This window comes from Rhodococcus sp. KRD175 (genome assembly GCF_017168275.1).
Taxonomy (GTDB): Bacteria; Actinomycetota; Actinomycetes; order Mycobacteriales; family Mycobacteriaceae; genus Rhodococcoides; species Rhodococcoides fascians.
In genome coordinates this window covers 316,334-330,041 of record NZ_JABFAQ010000007.1, presented here as the reverse complement: position 1 = coordinate 330,041, position 13,708 = coordinate 316,334, and the positions used below count along the sequence as shown (strand labels likewise).

Below are 13,708 nucleotides of genomic sequence, written 5' to 3'. Positions count from 1 at the left end.
ACGGACCGGAGTCCGTGCCGCCAGTTCGCTGCTTCGCCGGCCGGGTCCTGACTGCTACGGCGCTCAGCGCGAATCTCCTTGCGTGTCTTGTGTTCTTTCCTCATCGTCACACCACCATGAAAGGCCTTTCGCAATGAGGCATCGTTCTCGTTATCTGCTCACCACGTTCGCAGCTGTGGGAACTCTTCTGGTCACCGCCTGCGGCGGCGGTTCCAGCGATGTCGTCGGGGGCGGGTCGGACACTGCCAGTGGCCCGGCTCTGACACTCGTCGGCTACGCAGTGCCGAAGAACGGCTGGGACGCAATCGGTCCGGCGTTCGCAGCCACCGAGGATGGAGAGGGTACGGCGATCAACGCCGATTACGGCGCATCCGGAAACCAGTCGCGCAAGGTTGCCGACGGCGCGCCTGCGGACATCGTCAACTTCTCCGTCGAGCCGGATGTCACTCGACTTGTCAAGGCGGGCAAGGTCGACGAGGACTGGAACCAGAACGCGTACGGCGGGGTGCCGTTCGGCTCGGTGGTGACCATCGTCGTCCGCGAGGGCAATCCGAAGAACATCCAGACGTGGGACGACCTGATCAAGCCCGACGTTCAGGTCATCAGCCCGAGCCCCCTCAGCTCCGGATCGGCGAAGTGGAACCTGCTCGCGCCGTACGCCGCCAAGAGCAACGGTGGCCAGGACAAGCAGGCCGGTCTCGACTTCGTTCGTACGCTCGTCGCCGATCACTTCCCTGTGCAGCCCGAATCCGGTCGCGCCGCAACCGAAGCGTTCCTGCAGGGACAGGGCGACGCGCTACTGAGCTACGAGAACGAGGCACTGCTCATCGAAGAGCAGGGACAGAAGGTGGAGCACGTGGACGTTCCCGTCACCTTCCGCATCGACAACCCGGTGGCAGTGATCAACAGCAGTGCGAACCTCGAGCGTGCGAATGCTCTGAACGATTTCGTCTACTCCGACGAAGGCCAGAAGATCTGGGCCGAGGCGGGTTTCCGGCCGACCAATCCGGAGATCGCCTCCGAATACTCGGACAAGTTCTTCACGCCCGAAAAGCTGTACACCATCGATGATCTCGGCGGCTGGACTCAGGTCGACGCCGACCTGTTCGGAGACAACGGCGCAATTGCGACGATCTACCAGGAAAGTACTCGGTAGATGTCGTCGTCGACCGGTGAACCCGCGGCCCCGGGTTCGATCGCCCCGCTCAGTGCGACACCTCGGTTTCGTGCTGGGCGGGAAGGTCGCAAGTTCCGGGGCCCCGGTTCGGTGGGTCCGCTGGGCCTCGGTGTCGCTGTTCTGTGGCTCAGTGTCATCGTGCTGCTGCCGTTGGCGGCGTTGACGGTTCAGTCGTTCGACGGCGGCCTCGGTGGTTTCTGGGATGCGGTCACCGAGACACGTGCCATCGCCACGTTCAAGGTGACTCTGCTGGTGTCCGTGGCTGCCGCCGTGATCAACCTCTTTCTCGGCACTCTGATCGCGTGGGTTCTGGTACGCGACGAGTTTCCCGGCAAGCGTTTCGTCAATGCCCTGATCGACCTGCCGTTCGCACTACCGACCATCGTGGCGAGCTTGGTGTTGCTGTCGCTGTACGGACCGTCGAGTCCGATCGGCATCGTCTTCAACGCCACCAAGCCTGCGGTCATCGTGGCGCTGCTGTTCGTCACGCTCCCGTTCGTGGTGCGTGCGGTGCAGCCGGTGCTGATAGAACTCGACAAGGACGTCGAAGAGGCGGCCGCATCGCTGGGTGCGAACAACTGGACCATTTTTCGGCGCATCGTGTTGCCGGTACTGCTTCCGGCTGTGCTCTCGGGCGGTGGGCTCGCGTTCGCCCGTGCCATCGGCGAATTCGGGTCTGTGGTGTTGATCGGCGGCAACATCCCCAACGACACGCAGGTCGCTTCGCAGTACATCCGTGAACTCATCGAGTACGACCGGCCGGTCGACGCAGCCGCAATCTCTGTGGTGCTGTTGGCAATCGCCTTCGCTGTGCTGTTCGTGCTCCGCATCATCGGCAACAGGTTGGCCAGACGGGAAGAGCAGATCTCGTGAAAATCGGTCTCCCGATCAAACTGTCCCTGCGTGCCGTCGCACTGATCTATCTCGCTGTGCTCGTGCTGTTCCCCCTCGGTGCCATCCTGTTTCGCACGTTCGAGGACGGGGTGGTGGCGTTCTGGGAGCAGATCACCACTCCCGCCGCGCAATCCGCTCTCCAACTCTCCCTGTTGATCGTGGCGATCGTCGTTCCCATCAACGTCGTGTTCGGAATCGTCACAGCGTTGGCATTGGTACGCGGACGGTTCCGCGGCAAGGGGATACTCGAAGCGATCGTGGACCTGCCGTTCGCGGTGTCGCCGATCATCACCGGCGTCGCGCTCATCCTGCTGTGGGGTGCCAACGGATGGTTCGGTGGCATCGAAAGCCTCGGTTTCAAGGTCATCTTCGCGCTACCCGGCATGGTCATCGCGACGATATTCGTCACCTTGCCGTTCGTCGTTCGCGAAGTGGAACCGGTCCTGTACGAGATCGGTGAAGAGCAGGAAGAGGCTGCCTCGACTCTGGGTGCGAGTACCTGGCAGACGTTCTGGCGAATCACGTTGCCTGCCATCCGATGGGGACTGACCTACGGCGTGGTGCTCACCGTCGCACGTTCGCTCGGAGAATTCGGCGCCGTCATCATGGTCTCCACCAACCTGCCCGGCATTTCCCAGACGCTCACACTGCTGGTCAATTCACGGTACGAGGACTTCAATCAGCAGGGCGCATACGCGGCGTCCACCTTGCTCATGGCGATCGCCGTCATCGTGCTGCTGCTGATGACGGTTCTCGACAAGAAGAGGACGAAGTAATGACCGAGACATCTTCCGAGATCGAGATCTCCGTGGTCGGCGCGAACAAGCGCTACGGCGATTTCGCCGCCCTCGATGACGTCAGCATCGACATCCCGAAGGGCTCGTTGACGGCGCTGCTCGGACCGAGTGGCTCGGGCAAGTCCACGCTGCTTCGATCCATCGCAGGCCTCGAGCAGCTCGATACGGGCCGAGTGGTGCTGGCCGGCCAGGACGTCACCTGGGTGAGCCCGCAGCGTCGCGAGATCGGGTTCGTGTTTCAGCACTACGCCGCGTTCAAGCACCTGACGGTGCGCGACAACGTGGCATTCGGCTTACAGATCCGCAAGCGGCCCAAGGCCGAAATTGCCAAGAAGGTCGACGAACTGCTCGAGATCGTCGGTCTGGCGGGTTTCCAAGGCCGCTACCCGGCGCAGCTGTCCGGAGGACAGCGTCAACGCATGGCGCTGGCACGTGCACTCGCGGTCGACCCGCAGGTTCTCCTCCTCGACGAGCCCTTCGGTGCCCTCGATGCCAAGGTGCGCGCAGATCTACGGACGTGGCTGCGCCGATTGCACGACGAGGTGCACGTCACCACTGTGTTGGTGACTCACGACCAGGAAGAAGCGCTCGACGTCGCCGACCGAATCGCGGTGCTGAACAAGGGCAGAATCGAACAGGTCGGCACCCCGGAGGATCTCTACGATCGCCCTGCAAACAACTTCGTGATGTCGTTCCTCGGTCAGGTGGCCAGGCTGAACGGACTTCTGGTGCGCCCGCACGACATTCGTGTCGGACGCGACCCGTCGTTGGCACAGGCGCAGGCGAGTGGCACGGCAGAATCTGCCGGGGTGACGCGGGCCGTCGTCGAACGGGTCGTACGCCTCGGCTTCGAGGTGAAGGTCGAGCTCAAGAACGCGGCCACCGGCGAGTTGTTCGCGGCGCAGATCACGCGCGGCGACAGCGAGGCGCTGGGGCTGCACGAGGGCGAAACCGTCTACGTCCGTGCGACTCGGGTTCCGACGATCACGGATACGACCGAATCGGCTCCGGTGCACTGATCGGACGAGCAGTACCTTTCGTGCTATGCGATCGAGCGATCGTGCGCGAGAGCTGCGTCGTACCGCCTGGAGGCGAGCTCGGCCACTGCCGGATGAGGGCCCAGAACATCGGCGTACGTCACGTTCGGGACGCCGTCCAGCACCTGTGAGATGCGGTCGGTGAGTCTCCCGGGTGCCAGGAACCAGGGAGCCACCACGATCCGGGTGGCTCCCAGCGCGCGCAGCTGTGCGACCGCGTCGAGTGGAGACGGATCGACGGACGTGGCGAAACAGGTGACAACTCCCGCCCAGCCGGTGCCGGACACCACTTCGTTCGCCACTCGACGGCTGCGGTCGTTCGCCGAGGAATCGCTCGATCCGACGGCAGCCAAGGCGACTCCGACGGTCGAATCACCGAGCGCCGCACCGGCGTCGAGAACACGATCGCGAACGGCGTCGACGAGAAGTGGGTCGTCGCCCAGCACCTCGGACTGACCGATCGATACGTGCGGATGCCGCACCCGAGCTTCGGCCAACAAGGCAGGCAGGTCCACTCGGGCGTGAAAAGCACTGCCCAACAACAGCGGAACCGCGACGATGCGGGCATGCCCTGCATCGGCCAAGTCGTCGAGTACCTGCTCGACGCTGGGCTCATTCAGGTCGAGAAACGCGACGCGCACATCGAGATCCGGACGCCGTCGACGCAGGACGTCGACGGCGCGGTGGATCGTCTCGCTCGAGCGGGGATCGCGGCTGCCGTGCGCTACCGCGAGCAGAGCCGTCACGCCGGAACTGCCGACCCCAGCTCGACCGCGGCCAGTGCGTTGCCCACCAGACCGGCTGCCAGTGTGTTGCCACCGGCCGGATCGATCAGCAAGAAGCTGCCGGTGTGCCTGTTGACGGCGTAGTCGTCGGCCACGATCGGCTCGGCAACGCGAACAGAGATGCGTCCGATTTCGTTAAGTTCCAACGATTCCGGGCCCTCGTGCGCAGTGAGGTCCTGCTCGTCGAAACGCTCGACTAGCGCCCCGACGATGGCCTGGGTGGTACGAGTGCCGTGCTTGAGCAGCAGACGAGCGCCCGGGCGAAGCGGTTTCTCGGCCAGCCAGCACACCGTGGCCTCGAAGTCGCCGATCGGTTCCGGTGCGTCCTGCGGGGAGGCGATGGTGTCGCCGCGCGAGACGTCGACATCGTCGGCGAGGACGAGGGTGACGCTACGGCCGGCATGCGCGGTACGCAGCTCGCCGTCCGCGGTGTCGATGCGCTCGACTGTCGTTCGGGTGCCCGAGGGCAGGATGACGACCTCGTCGCCGACGTCGACGGAGCCCGCTGCGACCTGGCCGGCATATCCGCGGTAGTCCGGGAATTCCGCTGTGCGCGGCCGGATCACGTACTGCACGGGGAATCGCAGACCGACCCGGTGAGGTTCGGCGTCCACCGGGACCGACTCGAGGTGCTCGATGAGGGTGGGCCCGTCGTAGTACGGGGTCTTGTCGGACTTCACTGCCACGTTGTCGCCGTGCAACGCCGAGACGGGGATTTCGATGACGTCCTCGGTGGACCACCCGAGCGAGGAGGTCAGTGAATTGAATTCGGCCGAGATGTCGGCGAACACCGTCGCGGGGTCTTCGACCAGGTCGATCTTGTTGACGGCGAGCACCAGGCGCGGAACGCCGAGGAGGGCCAGAACCGCTGCATGCCTTCGGGTCTGAGTGATCACGCCTTTGCGGGCGTCGACGAGCAGGATGACCAACTGCGCCGTCGACGCGCCCGAGACGGTGTTGCGGGTGTACTGCACGTGGCCGGGGGTGTCAGCCAAAACGAAGGAGCGATTGGGCGTCGCGAAGTACCGGTAGGCGACATCGATCGTGATGCCCTGTTCGCGCTCGGCACGCAGGCCGTCGACGAGCAGCGACAGATCGGGAGTGGACAATCCTTTGTCCACCGAGGCCCGAGTGACGGCGTCGATCTGGTCTGCCAGAACGGATTTGGTGTCGTACAACAGCCGTCCGACGAGAGTGGACTTGCCGTCGTCGACGCTGCCCGCGGTGGCGAGGCGAAGAAGCTGAGTGCCGCGAGTGGAGCCTGCGGAATGACCATTGGATATGCCAGTGCTGCTCATCAGAAGTATCCTTCTCGTTTGCGGTCTTCCATAGCAGCCTCGGACACGCGGTCGTCGCCGCGAGTGGCTCCGCGTTCGGTCAGCCTGGACGCGGCGACCTCGGCCAGGATTGCCTGATTGTCGGCAGCCTCGGACAGGACGGCACCGGTGGTGGATCCGTCGCCGACAGTGCGGTAGCGCACCGACAGTGTCTGCAACTCTTCACCTTCGGCCGGTCCGCCCCAGACGCCCGGCGTCATCCACATGCCGTCGCGCTGATACACCGGGCGCTGGTGGGCGTAGTAGATGCTGGCCAACTCCACGTCGTCGCGAGCGATGTAGCGCCAGATGTCGAGTTCGGTGAAGTTGCTGAGCGGGAACACGCGCACCTGCTCGCCGGGGGAGTGCTTGCCGTTGTACAGATTCCACAGTTCCGGACGCTGCTTCTTCGGCTCCCACTGCCCGAATGCGTTGCGCAGCGAGAAGATTCGCTCCTTGGCGCGGGCGCGTTCCTCGTCGCGTCGGGCACCGCCGAACACGGCGTCGAACCGGTTCTCGGAGATCGCGTCGAGGAGAGGAACGGTTTGCAGAGGGTTGCGGATGCCGTCGGGGCGCTCGGTGAGACGTCCGTCGGCGAGGTACTCCTCGACGCTGGCCACGTGCAGGCGCAGGTTGTACTTCGCAACCACGTGGTCGCGGAAATCCAGCACCTCCTGCAGGTTGTGCCCGGTGTCGACGTGCAGCAGTGCGAACGGCAGGGGAGCGGGCCAGAAGGCCTTGATGGCCAGGTGCAGCAGAACCGTCGAGTCCTTGCCGCCCGAGAACAGGATGACGGGGCGCTCGAATTCGCCGGCCACCTCTCGGAAGATGTGGATGGCTTCGGATTCGAGTGCGTCGAGGGTGTCGAAGCGATCTGCATCGAGATGGGTGCGTCCGACGGTCGCCGTCGTGAGGTCGAGTGTCATGAGGCGTGCAACCCACATTCGGTCTTGGCCTTGCCGGCCCAACGACCGCTGCGCGGGTCGGCTCCGGGGGCAGGTTTGACGGTGCACGGTGCGCACCCGATGGACGGATATCCCTCGTCGACGAGAGGGTTGACCAGGATCGAATGTTCGTCGATGTAGGCCTGCATCTCCTCGTCCGACCACGGTGCGATTGGGTTGATCTTCACGAGGCCGAAGGCGTCGTCGAACGAGATCAACGGAGCGTTGGCGCGTGTCGGGGCCTCGACTCGCCGGATGCCGGTGACCCACGCGCTGTAGTTCGCCAGTTCCTTCTTCAGCGGCGCCACTTTGCGCATCGCGCAGCAGCGGTTCGGTTCGCGGGCGAACAGGTCCTTGCCGTCGATCGCATCCTGTTCTGCGACAGTCTTCTCGGCGCGGGCGTTGACGACGTGCACGCCGTAGACGGCCTCAACGGCATCGCGCGTTCCGATGGTCTCGGCAAAGTGGTAGCCGGTGTCGAGGAACAGGACGTCCACTCCGGGGTGAACCTGTGCGGCGAGGTGAACGAGAACCCCGTCCTGCATGTTGGAGGCGACGATGAAATCGCTACCGAAGGTGTCCTCGGTCCATTGCAACAAATCGAGCGGGCTTGCGCCGTCGAGTTCGCGGGCACCGCGCTCGGCGATGTCCTTCAGTTGGTCGACCGTCAAATTCAGTCTGGTACTCATCGCAAATCCGCCTCGTCTGCTCGCACGGCCCATTGAGCGAACCGTTCGCCGTCTTCGCGGTGCTTGTCGAAATTGCGCACCACTCTGTCGATGTAATCTCCCAGCTCGGAGCTGTTGACCTTGTGCTGACGCAACTTTCGGCCGAACGCACTGTCCAGGCCGAGGCTGCCTCCGAGGTGAACCTGGAAACCCTCGATCTGATTCCCGTCCCCGTCGTCGACCAACTGTCCCTTGAACCCGATGTCGGCGATCTGCGACCGCGCGCACGAGTTGGGGCAACCGTTGATGTTGATCGTGATCGGAACGTCGAGTCGACTGTTGATGTCGGACAAGCGCTCTTCGAGCTCGGGGACGAGAACCTGTGAGCGCTTGCGGGTTTCGGCGAACGAGAGCTTGCAGAACTCGATGCCACTGCACGCCATCAGATTCTTGCGCCAGTGCGAGGGCCGGGCAGGGAGGCCCAGCGCATCGAGGTCCGAGATCAGCTGCTCGAGCGTCTCGTCCGGAACATCGAGGACGATCAGCTTCTGATACGGCGTGAATCGGACGCGATCCGACCCGGCCTTCTCGGCGGCGTCGGCGACGGCCGCGAGGATGGTGCCGGACACGCGACCCGCGATGGGCGCGACACCGACGGCGTTGAGCCCGTTCTTGAGCTTCTGGATCCCGACATGATCACGGGGCCGAGCGGGCTTCTCGGGAGCCGGTCCGTCGATGAGCTTGCGGTGCAGGTACTCGTCCTCGAGGACCTGGCGGAACTTCTCGATGCCCCAGTCCTTGATGAGGAACTTCAGGCGCGCCTTGGTGCGAAGCCGGCGGTAGCCGTAGTCACGGAAGATCGAGACGACGCCTTCCCACACATCGGGAACGTCCGCGAGCGGAACCCAGACTCCGACGCGCTGTGCGAGCATCGGGTTGGTGGACAGGCCGCCGCCGACCCACAGGTCGAGTCCTGGTCCGTACTCGGGGTGGTTCACGCCGATGAAGGCGACGTCGTTGATCTCGTGCACTACGTCCTGCAGACCCGAGATTGCGGTCTTGAACTTGCGTGGCAGGTTCGAGTACTCGGGCTTGCCGATGTACCGCTCGACGATCTCGTCGATGGCTGACGTCGGGTCCAGAATCTCGTCGACCGCTTCGCCCGCGAGTGGGGAACCGAGCACCACACGCGGGCAGTCTCCGCATGCCTCGGTCGTCTTCAGGCCGACTGCCTCGATCCGACGCCAGATCTCGGGGACGTTCTCGACCTCGATCCAGTGGAACTGGACGTTCTCGCGATCGGAGAGGTCTGCGGTGTCGCGACCGAACTCCTGTGAGATCTGAGCCAGAGTGCGTAGCTGCTCCAGATTCAATGCACCGGCATCGCACCGGATGCGCATCATGAAGTACTTCGCCTCGAGCAGGTCGATGTTGTCGTCACCGGTGAAGGTGCCGTCGTAGCCCTGTTCACGCTGGGTGTAGAGACCCCACCAGCGGAACCGGCCGCGCAGATCGCCCTTGTCGATGCTGTCGAAACCCTGCTTCGAGTAGATGTTCTCGATGCGGGCGCGCACGTTGAGCGGGTTGTCGTCCTTCTTGGACTGCTCGTTGGCGTTGAGCGGCTCTCGATAGCCCAGAGCCCACTGGCCTTCGGCGCGACGCTTGGTCGGCCGCGGCGCTCGCTCTCGCGGTGTGGCGGAGGCAGCGTCGGTGGTCGCGTCGCTGGTCGACGACATGCAATGCTCCTGCATCTTCGGTGCGGGCCGGCTCCGATCGTTGCGCAAAAGAGCGCTCACGAGATGGTGCGGAACCGGTGGATCGAATGGACGTGCTCCAAGGAGGGCTGGGTCAGCAGCCGGTCGTGTGTCGACACGACGCGCTGCAGACACGGCCGAGATCGACGTGGCGGCGCGCCACGAGTCGAATTCCTGAGTCGGTCACGGGTGTCATTGTGCCACGTCATCGACCGGGTGCCGACCGCGGCGGCCTATTTACCCCGAAATTCCGGTAAATAGGCTGGCAGGGTGCGAGTCGTGCGTGCACAGCGCCCTGGGCGGCGCGTGGATCGGGCCGCCGGTGAACTCTGGGACACTGGAGTCCGTGAATACCGTCGTCGATACCTCCTCAGTCTTCGAGCTGCCGTCCGGCGCATTCGACGGAGTGGGGGAACGTGCGTTCGGGATCTACGTGCATGTGCCCTTCTGCGCCACGCGATGCGGGTATTGCGACTTCAATACGTATACGGCCGGAGAGCTGGGCACATCGGTGTCGCCGCAGTCCTGGTTGGAGGGTCTGCGCAGAGAACTCGACGCTGCGGCGAACCTGATCGGAACGGGCGCGGGTCGAGTACCGACAGCCGACACCGTCTTCGTCGGAGGTGGGACGCCGTCGTTGCTCGGAGGCGACGGCCTCGCGGACGTATTGGGCGCGGTCCGGTCGAGCTTCGGGCTGTCCGACGGTGCGGAAGTGACCACGGAATCGAACCCGGAATCGACGTCGCCTGCATTCTTCGAGCGGCTGCGGGACGCCGGGTTCACGCGGGTGTCGTTGGGCATGCAGTCCGCGGCGCCGCACGTTCTGGCGGTTCTGGATCGCACCCACACTCCGGGGCGAGCGGTGGCCGCAGCGAAGGAAGCGTCCGCAGCCGGCTTCGAGCACGTGAACCTCGACCTCATCTACGGAACGCCGGGCGAGCGAGACAGCGATCTCGACCAGTCCCTCGCTGCGGTGCTCGACGCGGGTGTCGACCATGTCTCCGCGTACGCACTGATCGTCGAGGACGGCACCGCCATGGCGCGAAAGGTGCGTCGAGGTGAGTTGCCCGCACCCGACGACGACGTGTTGGCGAGCCGATACGAGCGCATCGACACGGCCATGAACGCAGCGGGCCTGTCCTGGTACGAGGTATCGAACTGGGCAGCCGATGCCGATGCGCGTTGCCGGCACAACATCGGCTACTGGGACGGCGGCGATTGGTGGGGTGCCGGGCCGGGAGCGCACAGCCACATCGGCGGCACGCGATTCTGGAACGTCAAACACCCGGCCACCTACGCCGATCGGCTCGCCGCGGGCGATCTGCCGGTGCAGGGCAGTGAGCTGCTCACCGCGCAGGACCGTCATCTCGAAGAACTGATGCTGACCGTGCGTCTGCGCTCAGGAGTGCCGATGAGTCTGCTGGGGCCGACCGAGCTCGCAGCCGCCGAGCAGACCGTGGCGGACGGGTTGATGGTGCAGCGAGGCGATCACCTCGTGCTGACCGACCGCGGCCGGTTGCTCGCCGACGCCGTGGTGCGCACCATCGCCGCGGCCTGAACGATCTGTTTCAGGCTGCAGTGTTCTCGGGCTTTCGAACCCTCAGGCTCCCAGAGCGTCGTAGTCGAACACTCTGGCGTGCAACACCGTTCGACTGCGCAGCGCCGCCCGGACAGCGCGGTGCAGGCCGTCCTCGAGGTAGATGACGCCTCGGAACTGCACAGCATGGGGGAACAGGTCGCCGTAGAAGGTGGAGTCCTCGGACAACAACCGGTCGAGTTCGAGCACCTTGGTGGTGGTGACGATCTCGTCCAAACGCAGTTGGCGTGGAGGAATTCTCGACCAGTCCCTGATGGACAGGCCGTGCTCCGGGTAGGGCTTTCCGTCTCGTACACCCTTGAAGATCATCGCGAGCCTCGAACCGCTGGACCGAATCGAAAGACAGTTTCCACTCGGACCACAGTAAGGCCTTGCACGAGCATGCGTTCCTCGGCTACTAGACTCGAGCGACGATTGGCAACGAGAACGGAGGTGGGCACCGATGTCGAGCACCGACGACAGGCGGTTCGAGGTTCTGCGAGCGATCGTGGCGGACTACGTGTCCACTCAGGAGCCCGTCGGATCGCGTGCTCTGGTCGAGCGTCACAACTTGGGTGTGTCGAGTGCGACCGTGCGCAACGACATGGCTGTCCTCGAGGCCGAGGGCTACATCGCCCAACCGCACACCAGCTCCGGGCGGGTGCCGACCGACAAGGGCTACCGCCAGTTCGTGGACCGGATCGCCGACGTCAAACCGTTGTCAGCGGCCGAGCGCCGCGCCATTCTGGAGTTTCTCGAGAACGGCGTCGACCTGGACGATGTGCTGCGCCGCGGGGTTCGACTGCTCGCTCAGCTGACCCGGCAGGTAGCCGTGGTTCAGTACCCGACGCTGTCGGCGTCCTCGGTTCGACATCTGGAGGTCGTCGCTCTCACACCGGCTCGGCTGCTGTTGGTGCTCATCACCGACTCCGGCCGGGTCGATCAGCGCATCGTCGAACTCGGTGACGTCATCGACGACGAGAACTTGGCCCAGTTGCGGCGGTTGCTCGGCGGCGCACTGGAAGGCAAGCGGCTGGCGGCGGCGTCCGCAGCCGTGGCCGAGCTGGCCGAGAATGCACCTCCCGCCCTGCGTGACGCGATGATTCGTTCGGCCACGGTGCTGGTGGAATCGCTCGTCGAACATCCCGAGGAGCGGCTGGTTCTCGGCGGAACGGCCAATCTGACGCGCAACGCGGCGGACTTCGCGGGCGACGCAGGGTTTCCGGGATCGCTCCGAGCGGTACTCGAAGCGCTGGAAGAGCAAGTGGTGGTACTCAAGCTGCTCGCCGTGACGCAGGACACCCGCACCGTCACCGTGCGTATCGGCGAGGAGACGCAGGTCGAGGAGATGCGCGGAACATCGGTGATTTCCACCGGATACGGCTCTGCTGGCATGGTCCTGGGAGGGATGGGCGTTCTCGGCCCCACCCGAATGGACTATCCAGGAACAATCGCGTCGGTCGCGGCGGTTGCCAGGTACATCGGCGAGGTCCTGGCCGAGCGCTGACGCGAGCCGACGACTAATCGTCGGCCGCGGGGGCACAGCGGCCGCGACACAGCATCAACGAACGAGATTCATCTTCTAGGACGAAAGAGACGACGTGGCACGGGATTATTACGGGACTTTGGGCGTCGGCCAGCAGGCGACGGACCAGGAGATCAAACGCGCTTACCGCAAATTGGCGCGAGAGTTGCACCCGGACGTGAACCCGGACGAGGCCGCACAGGCCCGGTTCAAGGACATTTCCACCGCATACGAGGTGCTCTCCGATCCGGAGAAGCGTCGAATCGTCGACCTCGGCGGCGATCCTTTGCAGCAAGGCGGCGGCGGTGGTGGCGGCGGATTCGGTGGTGCCGGATTCGGCGGCGGCCTCGGCGATGTCTTCGAAGCGTTCTTCGGCGGTGGCGCAGGCGGTGGACAGCGCGGGCCCAAGGGACGCGTACAACCCGGAGCCGATTCGCTGCTGCGAACCAAACTCACCCTCGACGAATGCGCCACCGGCGTCACCAAGCACATCACCGTCGACACGGCGATCCTGTGCGACCTGTGCACCGGCTCGGGCACCAACGGCGATTCCAAGCCCGTTCGGTGCGAGACCTGTGGCGGTGCCGGCGAAGTGCAGTCGGTGCAGCGCTCGTTCCTCGGCCAGGTCATGACCAGCCGTCCGTGCCCCACCTGCCGCGGTGCAGGCGAGACCATCCCGGACCCCTGCCGAAAGTGCGGCGGCGACGGCCGGGTGCGTTCGCGTCGGGACATCTCGGTGAAGGTCCCGGTCGGCGTCAGCAACGGCATGCGCATCAGGTTGGCCTCGCAGGGCGAGGTCGGGCCGGGTGGCGGCCCCGCAGGCGATCTCTACGTGGAAATCGTGGAGCAGCAGCACGAGGTGTTCGTCCGTGACGGCGACGATCTGCACTGCACCGTTCGCGTCCCGATGGTCGACGCGGCACTCGGTACGTCGGTGACGGTCGACGCCATCATCGACGGCCCGACCGAGATCTCGATCGAGCAAGGGACACAACCGAACTCGACGACGGTGCTGCGCGGGCACGGGATGCCCAAGCTCCGTTCCGGTATCCGCGGTGACCTGCACGCCCACCTCGAGGTCATCGTGCCGACCAAGCTGGACAGCAAGCAGACCCACCTGCTCGAACAGCTCAAGACCATGCGCGACCGCGATTCGGCGGAGGTCGTCACCACCGGTTCGGCGCACAGCGGCGGCCTGTTCTCGCGGTTGCGGGAAGCCTTCAGCGGGCGCTGAT

At 64.8% G+C, this 13,708-nt stretch carries 13 protein-coding genes; 7 read left to right on the top strand and 6 right to left on the bottom strand.

The features are described 5' to 3' along the window. Positions 1-133 precede the first annotated feature (133 nt). The 4 genes from J1M81_RS13795 to J1M81_RS13780 are packed head-to-tail and all read left to right on the top strand — an operon-like array spanning position 134 to position 3,887. Positions 134-1,156 (top strand): sulfate ABC transporter substrate-binding protein, encoded by a 1,023-nt coding sequence (locus J1M81_RS13795; protein ID WP_032368180.1) that lies wholly within the window; start codon positions 134-136, stop codon positions 1,154-1,156. Continuing rightward, complete coding sequence (cysT, locus tag J1M81_RS13790) at positions 1,157-2,050, top strand: sulfate ABC transporter permease subunit CysT (protein ID WP_230593414.1); 894 nt, start codon at positions 1,157-1,159, stop codon at positions 2,048-2,050. Continuing rightward, entirely contained in the window at positions 2,047-2,847 is an 801-nt protein-coding gene (gene cysW / locus J1M81_RS13785) for a sulfate ABC transporter permease subunit CysW (protein ID WP_027497511.1), read from the top strand. Before cysT ends, cysW begins: the two co-directional genes overlap by 4 nt. Further along, positions 2,847-3,887 (top strand): sulfate/molybdate ABC transporter ATP-binding protein, encoded by a 1,041-nt coding sequence (locus J1M81_RS13780; protein ID WP_032368179.1) that lies wholly within the window; start codon positions 2,847-2,849, stop codon positions 3,885-3,887. The genes cysW and J1M81_RS13780 overlap by 1 nt, the downstream gene beginning before the upstream one ends. A gap of 23 nt (positions 3,888-3,910) precedes the next feature. Here J1M81_RS13780 and J1M81_RS13775 read toward each other — a convergent pair whose 3' ends face one another. The 5 genes from J1M81_RS13775 to J1M81_RS13755 are packed head-to-tail and all read right to left on the bottom strand — an operon-like array spanning position 3,911 to position 9,354. Then, on the bottom strand, positions 3,911-4,651 hold the full coding sequence (locus tag J1M81_RS13775; RefSeq protein WP_206498205.1) for a sirohydrochlorin chelatase: 741 nt from the start codon (positions 4,649-4,651) through the stop codon (positions 3,911-3,913). After that, the gene (locus J1M81_RS13770) at positions 4,648-5,988 is read right to left on the bottom strand and encodes a sulfate adenylyltransferase subunit 1 (protein ID WP_206498204.1); all 1,341 of its coding nucleotides are present in this window, start codon (positions 5,986-5,988) and stop codon (positions 4,648-4,650) included. The genes J1M81_RS13775 and J1M81_RS13770 overlap by 4 nt, the downstream gene beginning before the upstream one ends. Further along, entirely contained in the window at positions 5,988-6,932 is a 945-nt protein-coding gene (cysD, locus tag J1M81_RS13765; protein WP_027497507.1) for a sulfate adenylyltransferase subunit CysD, read from the bottom strand. The genes J1M81_RS13770 and cysD overlap by 1 nt, the downstream gene beginning before the upstream one ends. Further along, positions 6,929-7,639: a phosphoadenylyl-sulfate reductase gene (locus J1M81_RS13760; RefSeq protein WP_206498203.1), complete on the bottom strand. Its 711-nt coding sequence runs from the start codon at positions 7,637-7,639 to the stop codon at positions 6,929-6,931. Before J1M81_RS13760 ends, cysD begins: the two co-directional genes overlap by 4 nt. Then, positions 7,636-9,354, bottom strand: a complete 1,719-nt coding sequence (locus J1M81_RS13755; protein ID WP_204878802.1) for a nitrite/sulfite reductase — start codon at positions 9,352-9,354, stop codon at positions 7,636-7,638. The genes J1M81_RS13760 and J1M81_RS13755 overlap by 4 nt, the downstream gene beginning before the upstream one ends. A gap of 364 nt (positions 9,355-9,718) precedes the next feature. On the opposite strand from J1M81_RS13755, the gene hemW reads away from it, so the two are divergent. Next, entirely contained in the window at positions 9,719-10,930 is a 1,212-nt protein-coding gene (gene hemW, locus J1M81_RS13750) for a radical SAM family heme chaperone HemW (protein ID WP_206498202.1), read from the top strand. A gap of 42 nt (positions 10,931-10,972) precedes the next feature. Here hemW and J1M81_RS13745 read toward each other — a convergent pair whose 3' ends face one another. Further along, positions 10,973-11,278, bottom strand: a complete 306-nt coding sequence (locus J1M81_RS13745; RefSeq protein ID WP_027497503.1) for a type II toxin-antitoxin system VapB family antitoxin — start codon at positions 11,276-11,278, stop codon at positions 10,973-10,975. A gap of 133 nt (positions 11,279-11,411) precedes the next feature. Between J1M81_RS13745 and hrcA the strand changes: the two genes are divergently transcribed. Next, positions 11,412-12,455 carry a heat-inducible transcriptional repressor HrcA gene (gene hrcA, locus J1M81_RS13740; RefSeq protein ID WP_027497502.1) on the top strand — a complete coding sequence of 348 codons (1,044 nt, stop codon included), beginning with the start codon at positions 11,412-11,414 and terminating at the stop codon, positions 12,453-12,455. A gap of 94 nt (positions 12,456-12,549) precedes the next feature. After that, positions 12,550-13,707 (top strand): molecular chaperone DnaJ, encoded by a 1,158-nt coding sequence (dnaJ, locus tag J1M81_RS13735; protein WP_027497501.1) that lies wholly within the window; start codon positions 12,550-12,552, stop codon positions 13,705-13,707. Position 13,708 lies beyond the last annotated feature (1 nt).